Here is a 16,270-nt window from a genome sequence, read left to right as displayed (position 1 = left end):
TCACCTCACGTGGGTCGCGACGGGCAGCTTCTCGATCCGGATCGCCGACGCCTTGAACTCCGCCGTCCCCGCGATCGGGCAGTTCGCCTCGATCGTCAGCTGGTTGGTGTCCACCTCGTCGGGAAAGTGCATGGTCATGAAGGCCAGCCCCGGCCGCAGCGCCGGATCGACCCACACCGGGGCCACCACCGTGCCGCGCCGCGAACTCACCCTGACCTCCTCACCGACCACCACCCCGTACCGCTCGGCGTCCTCCGGGCACAGCTCGATGTACTCGCCGCGCCGCAGCGGGGAGGCGAAACCGCTGCTCTGCACCCCGGTGTTGTAGGAGTCCAGCCGGCGTCCGGTGGTCAGCCGGATCGGGAAGTCCTCGTCGGTGAGGTCGACCGGCGGATCGTGCCGGACCAGCCCGAAGGGCGCGAGCCGCCCCCGGTCGGCCCGTTCGTCGGCCCACAGCCTGCCGTGCAGATACGTCGGTTCGATCCGCTCGGTGCTCGGACAGGGCCACTGGATGCCCTGCTCCTCGGCCAGCCGCCGGTACGTCATCCCGAAGTGGTCCGGGGAGAGCGAGCGCAGCTCGTCCCAGACCGCCTCCGCGTCCGCGTACTTCCAGTCGTGGCCGAGCCGGGAGGCCAGGGCGCAGAGGATGTCGATGTCCTCGCGGGCCTCGCCGGGCGGGGTGATCGCGCGCCGCACCCGCTGCACCCGGCGTTCGCTGTTGGTGGTGGTGCCGTCGGTCTCCGCCCACCCGGCGGTCGCGGGCAGCACGACATCGGCGAGCCGGGCGGTCCTGGTGAGGAAGATGTCCTGCACGACCAGGAAGTCCAGCATGCCGAGCCGGCGCACGGCCTGCTCGCTGTCCGCCTCCGACTGGGCCGGGTTCTCGCCGATGCAGTAGACCGCCCTGAGGGTGCCCTCCTCCATCGCCTCGAACATCTCGGTGAGGTTCAGCCCGTGGTGCGGCTGGATCACCGTGTCCCAGGCCGTCTCGAACTTCAGCCGGGAGCCCGGGTCGAGGATGTCCTGGAAGCCGGGCAGCCGGTTGGGGATCGCGCCCATGTCGCCGCCGCCCTGCACGTTGTTCTGCCCGCGCAGCGGCTGGAGCCCCGAGCCGTAGCGGCCCACGTGCCCGGTCAGCAGGGAGAGGTTGATCAGCGCGCGGACATTGTCCGTGCCGTTGTGGTGCTCGGTGATGCCGAGGGTCCAGCACAACTGGGCGCGCTCGGCGCGGGCGTAGGCGTGGGCCAGTGCGCGGATCGCCGGGGCGGGGACACCGGTCACCTTCTCGGCGAGCGACAGGGTCCACGGCTCGACCAGCGCCCGGTACTCCTCGAAGCCGGTCGTCGCCCGCTCCACGAACGCCTCGTTGACCAGGCCCGCGTGGATGATCTCGCGGCCGACGGCGTGCGCCATCGGGATGTCCGTGCCCACGTCGAGGCCGAGCCAGCTCTCCGCCCACTCGGCCGTCGACGTCCGGCGCGGGTCGACCGCGTACATCCGGGCGCCGTTGTGGATCCCCTTCAGCACATGCTGGAAGAAGATCGGGTGCGCGAAGCGGGCGTTGGAGCCCCACATGACGATGACGTCGGTGTGCTCGATCTCCTCGTACGACGAGGTCCCGCCGCCGGAGCCGAACGCCGCCGACAGCCCCGCCACGCTCGGGGCATGGCAGGTGCGGTTGCACGAGTCGACGTTGTTGGTGCCCATCACGACCCGGGTGAACTTCTGCGCGACGTAGTTCATCTCGTTGGTGGCGCGGGCGCAGGAGAACATGCCGAACGCGCCGCGGTTGCGGTCGATGCCGCGCGCGGCACGCTCCAGGGCCTCCTCCCAGGTCGCCCGCCGCAGCGGCGCGTCACGGGTGTCCCGTACGAGGGGGTGGGTGAGCCGGGTGTAGGTCCTGGGCTGCCGGTCCCGGTTCTTGCGGGGGTTCTGCCGGGCTTCGGTGATGTTCTTGCGGGGGTCCTGCCGGGCTTCGGTCAGGTTCTCGCGGGGGCCTTGCCGGGCTTCGGTCATGCGGCGCTCCTCAGGGCGAGCAGGTCCGAGATGGCGTGCACGGTGCGCAGGGTGGGCACGTCCACGCCGGTGATCTCCGCCAGCTCGACGACCGCGGCGAGGAGCACGTCGAGTTCGAGCGGTTTGCCGCGCTCCAGGTCCTGGAGGGTGGAGGTGCGGTGGTCGCCGACCTTCTCGGCGCCCGCGAGCCGGCGTTCGATGGAGACGCCGACCTCGCATCCGAGGGCCTCGGCGACCGCGAGCGTCTCGGTCATCATGGTCTCGATGACCTTGCGGGTGCCGCCGTGCAGACACATCTGCCGCATGGTGGCGCGGGCGAGCGCGCTGATCGGGTTGAAGGAGATGTTGCCGAGCAGCTTGAGCCAGATGTCGTTGCGCAACTCCGGTTCCACCGGGCACTTCAGCCCGCCCGCCGTCATCCCCGCGCTGAACTCCAGACAGCGCGCGGAGACACTGCGGTCGGGCTCGCCGATGGAGAAACGGGTGCCCTCCAGGTGCCGTACGACACCGGGGCCTTCGAGCGCGGTGGCCGCGTAGACCACACAGCCGACGGCCCGCTCGGGGGCGAGGACCGCGCTGACCGCGCCACCGGGGTCCACGCTCTCCACGCGCTGGCCGTCGTAGGGGCCGCCGTGCCGGTGGAAGTACCACCACGGGATGCCGTTCTGGGCGGCGATCACCGCCGTCGTGTCATGCAGCAGGGGGGCGATCAGCGGCCCGCACGCCGCGTACGAGTGGGCCTTGAGGCCGAGGAGGACGAAGTCGACCGGGCCGATCTCGACCGGGTCGTCGGTGGCGCCGGGGCGGGCGGTGAAGTCACCGCGCGGGCTGAGCACCCGCACACCGTCCCGCCTCATGGCCGCCAGATGCGGTCCACGGGCGACGAGGTGCACGTCCGCGCCGGCGCGGTGGAGCGCGGCACCGACATAGGCGCCGATCGCACCGGCGCCGAGAACTGCGACTTTCACGGGGGCGACTCCGTTCGGTTCGAGGGATACCGCGGAGGTGGGCTGGTCGGTGAGCGATCGAGCGATCGACCCGGGGTCGGGGTGACCGGGGGTCGGGGTGACCTGAGGTCAGGGTGATCCGGGGTCGGGGTGACCCGGGGCCGAGGTGACCCGAGGGCCGGGGCAGAGGATGTCGACGGAATATTGTCTACAGTATGGAGGTACGGTCGACAAGGGTCCGCGCACGGCCCGCCACGGCCGACCCGCCACGGCCCGCCATGGCCCGGACACGTCCCGCCTGCCCGGCGACCGTTCGGCGCGTGGCGCATACCGTTCATCGCATACGGTCGACTCCCGGCTTCTCAACACCCCCGGCGCGTCCCTACGGTTCCGGATCATGAGTCCCCCCATCGCTCCCCCGGGGTGGAGCCGCTGGCTCGTTCCCCCCGCCGCGCTCTCCGTACATCTCTCCATCGGCCAGGCGTACGCCTGGAGCGTGTTCAAGCCACCCCTGGAGTCCGCGCTCGGGCTCAGCGGCACCCAGAGCGCGCTGCCCTTCCAGCTCGGCATCGTGATGCTCGGCCTGTCCGCCGCGTTCGGCGGCACCCTCGTGGAACGCAATGGCCCGCGCTGGGCCATGACCGTCGCGCTGGTCTGCTTCTCGTCCGGCTTCCTGCTCTCCGCGCTGGGCGCGGCCACCGAGCAGTACTGGCTGATCGTCCTCGGCTACGGCTTCGTCGGCGGCATCGGGCTCGGCATCGGCTACATCTCGCCGGTCTCCACCCTGATCAAGTGGTTCCCCGACCGCCCCGGCATGGCCACCGGCATCGCCATCATGGGCTTCGGCGGCGGCGCCCTCATCGCCTCCCCGTGGTCCGCCCGGATGCTGGATTCCTTCGGCTCCGACAGCGACGGCATCGCGCTGGCGTTCCTGGTGCACGGACTGACGTACGCGCTCTTCATGACCCTGGGCGTCCTGCTGGTCCGGGTCCCCGCCAGCGCCACCCCTGCCACCCCCGCCACCACCGCCCCGGCGGCCGGGGGAGCGGCGCGACCGGCCTCCACCGGCCCGCAGGTGTCCGCGAACCAGGCCCTGCGCACCCCCCAGTTCTGGTGCCTGTGGATCGTGCTCTGCATGAACGTGACCGCGGGCATCGGCATCCTGGAGAAGGCCGCGCCGATGATCACCGACTTCTTCGCCGACACCGCCACCCCCGTGTCCGTGACGGCCGCCGCCGGATTCGTCGCTCTCCTCTCGGCCGCCAACATGGCCGGCCGGATCGGCTGGTCCTCCGCCTCCGACCTGATCGGCCGCAAGAACATCTACCGGGTCTACCTCGGCGCCGGCGCCGTGATGTACGGACTCATCGCGGTCTTCGGCGACTCCTCCAAACCGCTGTTCGTGCTGTGCGCGCTGGTCATCCTCTCCTTCTACGGCGGCGGCTTCGCGACCGTCCCCGCCTATCTGAAGGACCTCTTCGGCACCTACCAGGTCGGTGCCATCCACGGCCGGCTGCTCACGGCGTGGTCCACCGCGGGAGTGCTCGGACCGCTGATCGTCAACTGGATCGCCGACCACCAGGAGGAGGCCGGGAAGAGCGGCGCGTCCCTGTACGGGACCTCCTTCCTCATCATGATCGGGCTGCTGGCCGTGGGGTTCGTCGCCAACGAACTCGTCCGGCCGGTGCATCCCCGCCACCATCACGCACCCGGCCGGCACGAGGCCCGGCCCGCCCCGAAGGAGGCCGCCGATGTCCCCCGACAGCAGCCAGAGTCCGCCTGACCGGCGCCCGCTGATCGCCTTCGCCTGGGTGTGGGTGGGGCTGCCGCTGGCGTACGGGATCTACGAACTGGTGCGGAAGGTGACCCAGCTCTTCACGGGGTGAGCCGATTCACCGTCCGGCCGTTGCTGACAGAAGCCGACAACCAGCGCCGCCGAATCCTGTGGCATCACCTGCCGCCGTACCCGTGAGTCACTGATCAGACTGGTGGATCCCGCAACCCGATTCGAGGGGGCCCACCAGCCATGAACGGCTCGCGCATCGCCGCAGTCGGCCACTACCAGCCCGCCAGGGTGCTCACCAACGAGGACCTGGCGGGCATGGTCGACACCAGTGACGAGTGGATCCGCAGCCGGGCCGGCATCCGCACCCGGCACATCGCCGGCCCCGACGAGCCGGTGGACGAGCTGGCCGCGCACGCCGCCGCCAAGGCCCTCGCGGCGGCCGGCCTCGTCCCCGCGGACATCGACCTCGTCCTGGTCGCCACCTCCACCGCCATCGACCGCTCGCCCAACATGGCGGCCCGGGTCGCCGCCCGGCTCGGCATCCCCTCGCCCGCCGCGATGGACGTGAACGTGGTGTGCGCCGGGTTCACCCACGCGCTCGCCACCGCCGACCACACGGTCCGGGCCGGTGCCGCCCGCCGGGCGCTGGTGATCGGCGCCGACAAGATGTCCGAGGTCACCGACTGGACCGACCGCACCACCTGCGTCCTCGTCGGGGACGGGGCGGGCGCCGCCGTGGTCGAGGCCGCCGAGGAACCGGGCATCGGGCCGGTGCAGTGGGGCTCGGTGCCGGAGATGGGCCACGCCGTACGGATCGAGGGCACGCCCCCGCGGTTCGCCCAGGAGGGCCAGGCCGTCTACCGCTGGGCGACCACTCGGCTGGCACCGCTCGCCCGTGCCGCCTGCGAGCGCGCCGGGGTCGCCCCCGAGGAACTCGCCGCGGTCGTGCTGCACCAGGCCAACCTGCGGATCGTCCAGCCGCTCGCGGAGCGCATCGGCGCGGTCAACGCCGTCGTCGCCCGCGATGTCGTCGACTCCGGCAACACCTCCGCCGCCAGCATCCCGCTCGCCTGGTCCAAGCTGGTCGAGCGGGGCGAGGTGCGCACCGGGGACCCGGTGCTGCTGTTCGGCTTCGGGGGGAACCTGTCGTACGCCGGACAGGTCGTGCGCTGCCCCTGAGACGCCGTGTGACGAGGCCGACTCCCCGGTTCCTGGCATCGGTGCGCCGTAGACTGTAGACGAAAGCCAATCAATACTTGCTTTCCCTACGTGCTTTCCCTACGCGCTTTCCCTACGCGCTTTCCCTACGTGCTTTCCATCGGCTCGACGACGCCCAGCCGTCGGCCGAGCCAAGGTGCCGAGTCGTGGTGCGAGCCGTAGCGCTGAGTCGTAGTGCGAGCTGTAGTGCGAGCCGTAGTGCCGAGCCATTGTGCAGTGCCTGCCGAGGAGGGGGACCGCGATGCTGTCGACAGGACTGCCCCAGGGGGCCGTGCCCAAGCTGGAACGCCCCGGGCCGTTGCGAGACCGCGTCTACGAGGCGCTGCTGGAACTGATCACGACCCGCGCGTTGCAACCCGGCCAGCATCTGGTCGAGAGCGAACTTGCGGGTCATCTCGGCGTGTCGCGCCAGCCGGTACGGGAGGCGCTGCAACGGCTGAACACCGAGGGCTGGGTCGATCTGCGCCCCGCCCAGGGCGCGTTCGTGCACGAGCCCACCGAGGAGGAGGCCGATCAGCTGCTGACCGTCCGCACCCTCCTGGAGGCCGAGGCCGCGCGCCTCGCCGCCGCCAACGCGTCCAGCGCCGGGGTCGCGGCGCTGGAGGAACTGTGCGCGGAGGGGGAGCAGGCCATCACGGCCGACGACGTGGACGCCGCGGTGCTGCTCAACGCCCGCTTCCACGCCAAGGTGATGGACCTGGCGGGGAACACGGTCCTCGCCGAACTCGCCCGCCAAGTCGACCGCCGCGTCCGCTGGTACTACGCGCCCATCGCCCGCCAGCGCGGCAAGCAGTCCTGGATCGAGCACCGTGAGCTGATCGCCGCGATCAAGGGGCGTGACGAGCAGCGCGCCACCGAGGTGATGCGCGCCCACACGGAGCACACCAGGAAGTCGTACCACGCTCGCCCTCGGGGGTAGCCCGCCGCCGCGAGACCGTCGGGGCGCGCAGGGCAGAGACGGGCCTGGGGGCCGGGGCCGCGCCGCCCCGTCTTTGTCCTGTCAGTGGAAAAAGTCGACGGCAATCTCTGCGCAAGTTCTTCCGCACCGAGGCGGCCACTGCTACGTTCCCCTCGAAAGCCCGACGGAGACAGCCGATATGAGGCGGGGAGGGGCCTGTGAGACGTATGACCGCGCGACCCGCGAACGCACATCAGGCCCGCTTGCTGAAGCTGCTGCGCGACGGCGGCCCCAACTCCCGTGCCCAACTGGGCGACCAGGTCGACCTCTCCCGGTCGAAGCTGGCCGTCGAGGTGGACCGGCTCCTGGAGACCGACCTCGTGGTGGCCGACGGACTCGCCGCCTCGCGCGGTGGCCGTCGCTCGCACAACATCCGGCTCAACCCCGGACTCCGTTTCCTCGGCGTCGACATCGGCGCCACCTCGATAGATGTCGCCGTCACCAACGCCGAACTGGAGATCCTCGGCCACATCAACCAGCCCATGGAGGTGCGCGAGGGGCCCGTGGCGGTCTTCGAGCAAGCCCTCGCCATGGCCGCCAAGCTCAAGGCGTCCGGGCTGGTCGAGGGGTTCGACGGAGCCGGGATCGGGGTACCGGGACCGGTCCGCTTCCCCGAGGGCGTCCCCGTGGCGCCCCCGATCATGCCGGGCTGGGACGGCTTCCCCGTGCGGGAGGCCCTCAGTCAGGAACTCGGCTGCCCGGTGATGGTCGACAACGACGTGAACCTCATGGCGATGGGGGAGCAGCACGCGGGCGTCGCACGCTCCGTGGGCGACTTCCTCTGCGTCAAGATCGGTACCGGTATCGGCTGCGGCATCGTCGTCGGCGGTGAGGTCCACCGCGGTACGACGGGCAGCGCGGGCGACATCGGGCACATCCAGGCCGTGCCCGGCGGACGCCCGTGCGCCTGCGGCAACCGGGGCTGCCTGGAGGCCCACTTCAGCGGCGCGGCGCTCGCCCGTGACGCGCTGGAGGCGGTCCAGCAGGGACGTTCCCCGGAACTCGCGGCCCGGCTGGAGGCCGGCGGCCTCCTCACCGCCGTCGATGTCGCCGCCGCCGCGTCGGCCGGTGACGCCACCGCCCTCGACCTGATCCGTGAGGGCGGCAACCACGTCGGCCAGGTCATCGCCGGCCTGGTCAGCTTCTTCAACCCGGGCCTCGTGGTGATCGGCGGTGGGGTGACCGGACTCGGCCACAACCTGCTCGCCGCGATCCGCACCCAGGTCTACCGCCAGTCGCTGCCCCTGGCGACCGGCAATCTGCCCATCGTGCTCGGTGAACTGGGGCCCACCGCCGGAGTCATCGGCGCGGCCCGACTGATCAGCGACCACCTGTTCTCACCCGCGTAAAGCGCCACTCGCTCCGCCTCGCTCCCACTCGCTCCACCGCGCTCACCTCCGCCCGCATTCGATCCACTTCGCCTTCTTCCATCCTGTTCCGTCCCATTCCGCCCGCTGCGCGGACGGCCGACGGACACGTGTCAGCTGTGCCCGCACCGATACCTCGACATCCCCGTCCTGCCCGTCCCGCCCCTGACCTGCTCGTCGTACTCCGTCTTACTTAACAGCTTTTCTTTTGCCGTATACCTCACCCGTATCTCACCCGTACCTCACCCGGCCCTGCCCTGAACCGGCCCGCATGCCCGCCAAGGGGATCCCACATGGCACCAGAACCACCGCTGCTCAGCATGTCCGGCATCACCAAGTCGTTTCCCGGCGTCCGGGCCCTCGACGGCGTCGACCTCGACGTCCAGGCCGGTGAAGTCCACTGCCTCCTCGGCCAGAACGGGGCCGGCAAGTCCACCCTCATCAAGGTGCTCGCCGGGGCCCACCAGCCCGACGGCGGCACCATCACCTGGCGCGGCGAGTCGGTCACCCTGCGCTCGCCGATCGCCGCCATGCGCCTCGGCATCGCCACCATCTACCAGGAACTCGACCTGGTGGAACATCTCTCCGTCGCCGAGAATGTCCACCTCGGCCATGAGCCCACGGCCGCCGGCTTCGTCGTACGGCGCGGAGTCGCCCGGGCGTCGACGGCCGCGCTCCTGAAGCGCCTCGGTCACCCCGAGATCGATCCGGGGCGGCTGGTCGGCGAGTTGTCGGCGGCGCAGCAGCAGATCGTGTCGATGGCGCGGGCACTCTCCCACGACGTACGGCTGATTGTGATGGACGAGCCGTCCGCCGCGCTCGACCCCGACGAGGTCGACAATCTCTTCCGGATCGTCTCCGACCTCACCGCCGACGGAGTCGCCGTCGTCTACATCTCGCACCGCCTTGAGGAGATCCGCCGTATCGGCGACCGGGTCACCGTGCTCAAGGACGGCCGCGCGGTGGCCGGCGGACTGCCCGCCGAGTCGACGCCGACCAAGGACGTCGTCGCCCTGATGACCGGCCGCAACGTCGAGTACGTCTTCCCCGATCGGCCCGTGGCACCGCCGGCCGGCGAGCCGGTCCTGGAGGTGCGCGCGCTGGCCCGGGACGGCGAGTTCGAGCCCTTCGACCTGACCGTGCGGCCCGGCGAGATCGTCGGCCTGGCCGGACTGGTCGGCTCCGGACGCTCGGAGATCCTGGAGACCATCTACGGCGCCCGCAAGCCGACGGCCGGTCAGGTCAAGGTGGCCGGGAAGGAGTTGCGCACCGGCAGTGTGCGGGCCGCCGTACGGGCCGGTCTCGGGCTCGCCCCCGAGGAGCGCAAGGCGCAGGCCCTGCTGATGCTGGAGTCCGTCACCCGCAATGTGTCGGTCTCCTCCATGTCCCGCTACGCGCACCTCGGCTGGATCGACCGGGGCGCCGAACTCAAGGCGGCTCGCACCGCGACCCGTGAGCTGTCGCTGCGGCCCGACAACCCCTCGGTCCCCGTGCGCACCCTGTCCGGCGGCAACCAGCAGAAGGCGATCCTCGCCCGCTGGCTGCTGCGCGGCTGCAAGGTGCTGCTGCTGGACGAGCCCACCCGCGGTGTCGACGTCGGCGCCCGCGCCGAGTTGTACGCGGTCGTCCGCCGGCTCGCCGACGAGGGCCTCGCGGTGCTCCTCGTCTCCAGCGAGGTGCCCGAGGTGCTCGGCCTCGCCGACCGTGTCCTGGTGCTCCGGGAGGGCCGGGTCGTCCACACCGCGCCCGCCCGTGAGCTGGATGAACCCCGCGTACTCGACCTTGTGATGGAAGGAAGCCCGGCGTCATGACGCAGCCCGTCTCCCCACCGCGGGACAGCACCGAGAAGGCGCCGCCGGTGAGCGGACCGCCCGCCTGGCGGGCCACGCTGTTCCGCGCCGATGTGCGCACCCTGTCACTGCTCGGTGTGCTCGCCGCGCTGATCGTGATCGGCGGCATCACCAAACCCGACGAATTCCTCGACACCCGCAATCTGCAACTCGTCCTCACCCAGGCGTCGATCATCGGCGTGGTCGTCGTCGGGATGACCTTCGTCATCACCTCCGGCGGCATCGACCTCTCCGTGGGCGCGATCGTGGCCCTGGCCTCGGTGTGGGCGACGACGGTGGCGACCCAGGAGTACGGGTTCGCCGGCGTCCTGTTCACCGCCGTACTCGTCGGCCTGGGCTGTGGTCTGGTCAACGGGGTACTGATCGCCTACGGCGGGATGGTCCCCTTCATCGCCACCCTCGCCATGCTGGCCTCGGCCCGCGGACTCGCCCTCCAGATCACCGACGGCAAGACGCAGATCGTCACCATCGGCAGCATCCTGGACCTCGGTGAGCGTGACGCCTACATCCTCGGCATCCCGCCCCTCGTCCTGGTCTTCGCGGCCGTCACGGTCATCGGCTGGCTGCTGCTGAACCGCACCACCTTCGGCCGCCGCACGGTCGCCGTCGGCGGCAACGCGGAGGCCGCCCGGCTCGCCGGCATCGATGTCCGCCGCCAGCGGCTGTATCTGTACCTGCTCTCCGGACTGTGCTGCGGCATCGCCGCCTTCCTGCTGATCATCCTGTCCGGATCGGGCCAGAACACCAACGGCAACCTCTACGAACTCGACGCCATCGCCGCGGCGATCATCGGCGGCACGCTGCTCAGCGGCGGGCGCGGCACGATCGTCGGCTCCGTCCTCGGTGTCCTGATCTTCACCACCATCACCAACATCTTCGCCCTGAACAACCTGCAGAGCGACGTCCAGCAGATCGCCAAGGGCGCGATCATCGTCGCCGCCGTGCTGGTCCAGCGCCGTACCGCGAGCACGACTTGAGGAAAGGGTTCCCCGCCATGCCACAGCTCACCAGCCGTAGAGGAATGCTCTTCGGGACCGCCGCCGTCGGCGCGGGTGTCCTCCTCTCCGGATGCACCAGCAACGAGTCGTCCGACGACGAGCCGGCGAGCAACGACCAGCCGGCCGCGTCCGACAGCCCCGGCAAGCCGGTCACCATCGGCTTCGCGGGACCGCAGGCCGACCACGGCTGGCTCAACGCGATCAACGTGAACGCGAAGAGCCGGGCCGAGAAGTACGAGGACGTGACGCTGGAGGTCACCGAGGGCTCCAACGACACCGCCGCGCAGATCGGCCAGATCGAGACGCTGATCAACAAGAAGGTCGATGTGCTGGTGGTGCTGCCGGCCGACGGCAAGGCGCTCACCCAGGTCGGGCTGAAGGCCATGCGGGCCGGGATACCGGTGGTCAACCTCGACCGGATCTTCAACTCCCCGCAGGCGTACCGCTGCTACATCGGCGGCGACAACTACGGCATGGGGCTCAACGCCGGGCACTACATCGGTGAGCGGCTCAAGGACAAGCAGAACGCCAAGGTCATCGAGCTGGCCGGGGTCGACAGCCTGGAGCTGACCCGGCAGCGCACCCAGGGCTTCGACGACGCCCTGAAGAACTACCCGAACATCAAGAAGGTGGCCCGCCAGGCGGCCGACTTCACCGTGGAGTCGGGGCAGGCCAAGATGGCCCAGATGCTACAGGCGCAGTCGCAGTTCGACGCGCTGTGGAACCACGACGACGACCAGGGCGTCGGCGCCCTGCGCGCCATCGAGCAGGCGGGCCGCGACGACTTCCTGATGGTCGGCGGCGCGGGGGCGCTCTCCGCGTTCCAGGCGATCAAGCAGGACAACGGGGTGCTGAAGGCGACCGTCCTGTACCCGCCGACCATGGCCGCCTCCGCCATCGACCTCGCCCGCGCCCTCGGGCAGGGCAAGGGTGTCGGCGGGATGGCCGAGTACGAGATTCCGGCCTCGATCACGCTCTACTCAGCGGTGGTCGACAAGGACAACGTGGATCAATACATGTCCACCGGCTTCAAGTAAGGGGCCGGCCCCCCTGCTTGAAGCAGACCCGTCCGCACACGAGGGGCGGACGGGCCGGGGGACCTGACTCCCGGCCGGGCCGGGCGAGGGACAGGGGAGTTCCCTCGCGTCGCCCCGGCCGGGGTGACCGGAGGGGTGACCGGGGAGGGTGGGCCTGGTGCCGGAGCGACTCGGACCACTGGTCGGCTGGGGTTCTGGTCGGCTTCGGGGTCCGGGTGGTTCGGGGGTCTGGGTGGCTCGGGGCTTGGGTTGGCTCGGGGGTCCGGGTGGTCCCAGGGTCCGGTCGGTTCGGGGCTTGGGTTGGCTCCGGGGTCCGGCTGGCCTGGGGTCCGGGTGGTTCGGGTCCGGGTGGCTTGGGGGTCCGGGTGGTTCGGGTCCGGGTGGTTCGGGAGTCGGGTTGGCTCGGGGATCTGGTCGGCCGTGGATGTCGGGCGGTCTGGGGAGCCGGGCGGTTCGGGGTTCCGGTCGGCCTAGGGATTCGGGCGGTTCGGGGTTCCGGTCGGTCCGGGAGTCCGGAGGTTCGGGAATCCGGTCGGCTGGATTTCCGGTCGGAACCGGGCTTCCGGGCGGTTCGGGCCGCTGGGCCGGTCCGGGACTGGCTGGGCTGGGCTGGGCTGGCCTGGGCTGGTCTCGGCCGCTGGGCGGGGCGAGTCGCTGACCCGCTTGGTCTCCGGGCGGAGTTGGACTTCCCGGCCGAGCCGGGCCGCGCCGGGCCGAGCCGGTCCGGTCTGGTCTGGTCCGGTGCGGTCCGGATCGATTCGGGCTTCTGGACCGACCTGGACTTCCGGGACGGCCGCGGCTTCGGGGCCGACCAAGGGCTCTTGGCCGGCCAGGGATCCCGGGCCGGGCAGGGACTCTTGGCCCGACCGGGCGACCGGCCCAAGCGGCTGACCGGCCCCTTCGGGCCAAGGGGGCCGCTCCGGGCCAACGGTTCCGTCTGGGGCCGACGGGCCGACCTGGGTAGGGCCGTCCCGGCGGATGCCGGGGCGGAAGGGTCGGCCCGGGAACCGGGGCCCGTCATCCGGACCCCGTTGTCCGGGGTCCCACCCAGGAAGCCGGCTTCACTCCGGAGCCGGCGGTAGTACCGGACCCGGACCGCGACATGGACCGGGACCCGGGCTCGGGCTCGGGCCCGGCTCGGACTGAGCCGGACTCCGACCCGACCCGACCCGGACCGGACCCGGGCTCGGACTGGGCCCGGACCGGACCCGGACCCGGACCCGGACCCGGGCTCGGCTCCGACTCGGACCCGGACCGGACTCGGGCTCAGTCTCGGTCTCGGACTCCGACCGGCCCGGACCTGGACCGGACCCGGCCCGGATCCGGACCGGACTCGGGGCCCGGACCCGGACCCGGACCGGACTCGGGCTCGGTCTCGGACTCAGACCCGGGCTCGGACCGAACCTGGACCGAACCCGGTCCGGACCGGACTCGGGCTCAGACCGATCCCGACCCCGGACCGGGACCGGATCCGGACCGGACCCGGACCGGACTCGGGCTCGGACTCAGACCCAGGCTCGGACCGAACCTGGCCCTGACCCGGACTCCGCCCCGGACCCGGACCGACCCCGACCCCGGACCCGGCCCGACCCCGAATCCGAACCCACCCCCGGGCCCACCCACTAGGCCCACCCCCGGGCCCACCCCCTGGGCCCACCCCCGACCCACCCCCCCCGCTTCGACAGTCAGACCCCAACCCCCCACCGCGCCACACCACAAGGAGGACTGATCCATGGGACAGCCGCAGCAGCCCGCAGGGGCAGCGGCCGGAACGCCGGTATCGAGTGACACCGGCGCGCAGGGAGCGGACGGCGTCGCCGCCGCGGAGTCGGACCGGACCGCCGTCTCCGGTACCGGCACCGTGAGCGGCGGACCGGACAAACCGCCCCTGCGGATCGGCATGGTGGGCTACGCCTTCATGGGCGCCGCCCACTCCCAGGGCTGGCGTACCGTGGGCCGGGTCTTCGACCTGCCGCTGCGCCCGGTGATGTCCGCGATCTGCGGCCGGGACCCGCACGCCGTACGCGCCGCCGCCGACCGGCACGGCTGGGCCAGTGCCGAGACCGACTGGCGCGCACTGATCGCCCGCGACGACATCGACCTGATCGACATCTGCACCCCCGGCGACAGCCACGCCGAGATCGCCCTGGCCGCGCTGGAGGCCGGCAAGCACGTCCTGTGCGAGAAGCCGCTGGCCAACACCGTCGCCGAGGCCGAGGCGATGACGACCGCCGCCGACGCCGCCCACGCCCGCGGCCGGATCGCGATGGTCGGCTTCAACTACCGCCGGGTCCCCGCCACCACCCTGGCCCGCCGGATGGTCGCCGAGGGCCGGATCGGCACCCTGCGCCACGTCCGGGTCACCTACCTCCAGGACTGGCTCGCCGACCCCGAGGCCCCGCTGACCTGGCGGCTGCGCAAGGAGCAGGCCGGCTCCGGCTCGCTCGGCGACCTCGGCGCGCACATCATCGACCTGGCCCAGTTCGTGGCGGGGGAGCAGCTGGCCGGAGTCTCCGCGCTCACCGAGACCTTCGTACGCCGTCGTCCGCTGCCCGGCGCGGCGGCCGGACTGTCCGCGGCGGCCGGACTGTCCGCGGCGGCAGCCGACGGCACCGGCGAGGTCACCGTCGACGACGCCGCCCTGTTCACCGGCCGTTTCCCGTCCGGCGCCCTCGCCTCCTTCGAGGCCACCCGGTACGCCACCGGCCGCAAGAACGCCCTGCGCCTCGAACTGAACGGTGAGCGCGGCTCGCTCAGCTTCGACCTGGAGCGGCTCAACGAACTGTGGTACCACGATGCCACCGAACCCGACGAGCACGGCGGCTTCCGCCGCATCCTCGTCACCGAACCCGGCCACCCCTACCTGGAGGCATGGTGGCCGCCGGGCCACGGCCTCGGCTACGAGCACACCTTCGCCCACCAGGCCCGCGACCTCGTGCACGCGATCGCCGAGGGCAGCAGCCCCGCGCCCTCCTTCGCCGATGGACTCCAGGTCCAGCGGGTCCTGGCCGCCGTGGAGGAGAGCGCCGAGAAGAACTCCGTCTACACCCCGATCGCGCTCTAGGAGGCCACGCCAGATGCCGCGCACCTTCACACTCTTCACCGGCCAATGGGCCGATCTCCCGCTCGAAGAGGTCTGCCGACTCGCCCGCGACTTCGGCTACGACGGCCTGGAGCTGGCCTGCTGGGGCGACCACTTCGAGGTCGACAAGGCCCTCGCCGACCCGTCGTACCTCGACTCCCGCCGCCAACTCCTGGAGAAGTACGGCCTGAAGTGCTGGGCCATCTCCAACCACCTGGTCGGTCAGGCCGTCTGCGACGCCATCATCGACGAACGCCACGAGGCGATCCTGCCCGCCCGGATCTGGGGCGACGGCGACGGCGAGGGCGTCCGGCGGCGGGCCGCCGCCGAGATCGCCGACACCGCGCGCGCCGCGGCGGCGTTCGGCGTGGACACCGTCATCGGCTTCACCGGCTCCGCGATCTGGCACCTGGTCGCGATGTTCCCGCCCGCGCCCGAGTCCATGATCGAGCGCGGCTACCAGGACTTCGCCGACCGCTGGAACCCGATCCTGGACGTCTTCGACGCCGAGGGCGTCCGCTTCGCCCACGAGGTCCACCCCAGCGAGATCGCCTACGACTACTGGACCACCCAGCGCGCCCTCGAAGCGGTGGACCACCGGCCCGCCTTCGGCCTCAACTTCGACCCCTCGCACTTCGTCTGGCAGGACCTCGACCCGGTCGGGTTCCTGTGGGACTTCCGCGACCGGATCTACCACGTCGACTGCAAGGAGGCCCGCAAGCGCCTCGACGGCCGCAACGGCCGGCTCGGCTCCCACCTCCCGTGGGGCGACCCGCGCCGCGGCTGGGACTTCGTCTCCGCCGGTCACGGCGACGTGCCCTGGGAGGACGTCTTCCGGATGCTCCGCTCGATCGACTACCAAGGTCCGATCTCGGTGGAGTGGGAGGACGCCGGGATGGACCGGCTCCAAGGCGCCCCCGAAGCCCTCACGCGGCTCAAGGCGTTCGACTTCGACCCGCCCAGCGCGTCCTTCGACGCCGCGTTCAACAGCTGACCGCACCCATCCGACGC

General features: G+C 71.5%; 12 protein-coding genes. 10 read left to right on the top strand and 2 right to left on the bottom strand.

Features of this window, described 5'->3' with window-relative positions; translation table 11 throughout:
• Entirely contained in the window at positions 1-2,016 is a 2,016-nt protein-coding gene (locus ACIQNG_RS17890; protein ID WP_401485964.1) for a molybdopterin oxidoreductase family protein, read from the bottom strand.
• Complete coding sequence (locus tag ACIQNG_RS17885; protein ID WP_401485962.1) at positions 2,013-2,984, bottom strand: 2-dehydropantoate 2-reductase; 972 nt, start codon at positions 2,982-2,984, stop codon at positions 2,013-2,015. The genes ACIQNG_RS17890 and ACIQNG_RS17885 overlap by 4 nt, the downstream gene beginning before the upstream one ends.
• A gap of 376 nt (positions 2,985-3,360) precedes the next feature.
• Between ACIQNG_RS17885 and ACIQNG_RS17880 the strand changes: the two genes are divergently transcribed.
• From ACIQNG_RS17880 to ACIQNG_RS17835, 10 genes are all read left to right on the top strand, one after another.
• Positions 3,361-4,746 (top strand): OFA family MFS transporter, encoded by a 1,386-nt coding sequence (locus tag ACIQNG_RS17880; protein WP_401485960.1) that lies wholly within the window; start codon positions 3,361-3,363, stop codon positions 4,744-4,746.
• Entirely contained in the window at positions 4,715-4,849 is a 135-nt protein-coding gene (locus ACIQNG_RS17875) for a hypothetical protein (RefSeq protein WP_401485958.1), read from the top strand. Before ACIQNG_RS17880 ends, ACIQNG_RS17875 begins: the two co-directional genes overlap by 32 nt.
• 140 nt (positions 4,850-4,989) lie before the next feature.
• Positions 4,990-5,928, top strand: a complete 939-nt coding sequence (locus ACIQNG_RS17870) for a beta-ketoacyl-ACP synthase III (protein WP_401424752.1) — start codon at positions 4,990-4,992, stop codon at positions 5,926-5,928.
• A 280-nt stretch (positions 5,929-6,208) separates the two neighbouring features.
• Positions 6,209-6,886 (top strand): GntR family transcriptional regulator, encoded by a 678-nt coding sequence (locus ACIQNG_RS17865; protein ID WP_401424750.1) that lies wholly within the window; start codon positions 6,209-6,211, stop codon positions 6,884-6,886.
• Positions 6,887-7,092: 206 nt separating this feature from the next.
• Positions 7,093-8,274 carry an ROK family protein gene (locus ACIQNG_RS17860; protein ID WP_401424749.1) on the top strand — a complete coding sequence of 394 codons (1,182 nt, stop codon included), beginning with the start codon at positions 7,093-7,095 and terminating at the stop codon, positions 8,272-8,274.
• Positions 8,275-8,585: 311 nt separating this feature from the next.
• Entirely contained in the window at positions 8,586-10,103 is a 1,518-nt protein-coding gene (locus tag ACIQNG_RS17855) for a sugar ABC transporter ATP-binding protein (RefSeq protein ID WP_401485955.1), read from the top strand.
• Positions 10,100-11,119, top strand: a complete 1,020-nt coding sequence (locus ACIQNG_RS17850; protein WP_401424746.1) for an ABC transporter permease — start codon at positions 10,100-10,102, stop codon at positions 11,117-11,119. Before ACIQNG_RS17855 ends, ACIQNG_RS17850 begins: the two co-directional genes overlap by 4 nt.
• A 17-nt stretch (positions 11,120-11,136) precedes the next feature.
• On the top strand, positions 11,137-12,177 hold the full coding sequence (locus ACIQNG_RS17845; RefSeq protein WP_401424744.1) for a substrate-binding domain-containing protein: 1,041 nt from the start codon (positions 11,137-11,139) through the stop codon (positions 12,175-12,177).
• A 1,732-nt stretch (positions 12,178-13,909) separates the two neighbouring features.
• Positions 13,910-15,241, top strand: coding sequence for a Gfo/Idh/MocA family protein (locus ACIQNG_RS17840; protein ID WP_401485953.1), 1,332 nt, complete (start codon positions 13,910-13,912; stop codon positions 15,239-15,241).
• Between the two features lie 13 nt (positions 15,242-15,254).
• Positions 15,255-16,253, top strand: a complete 999-nt coding sequence (locus tag ACIQNG_RS17835) for a sugar phosphate isomerase/epimerase family protein (RefSeq protein ID WP_401485951.1) — start codon at positions 15,255-15,257, stop codon at positions 16,251-16,253.
• The last annotated feature ends 17 nt before the right edge of the window (positions 16,254-16,270 follow it).

The sequence above is a fragment of the Streptomyces sp. NPDC091377 genome (assembly GCF_044757045.1).
Lineage (GTDB): Bacteria > Actinomycetota > Actinomycetes > Streptomycetales > Streptomycetaceae > Streptomyces.
The sequence above is the reverse complement of the archived record's forward strand: the minus strand, read 5'-3'. Positions and strand labels throughout refer to the sequence as shown.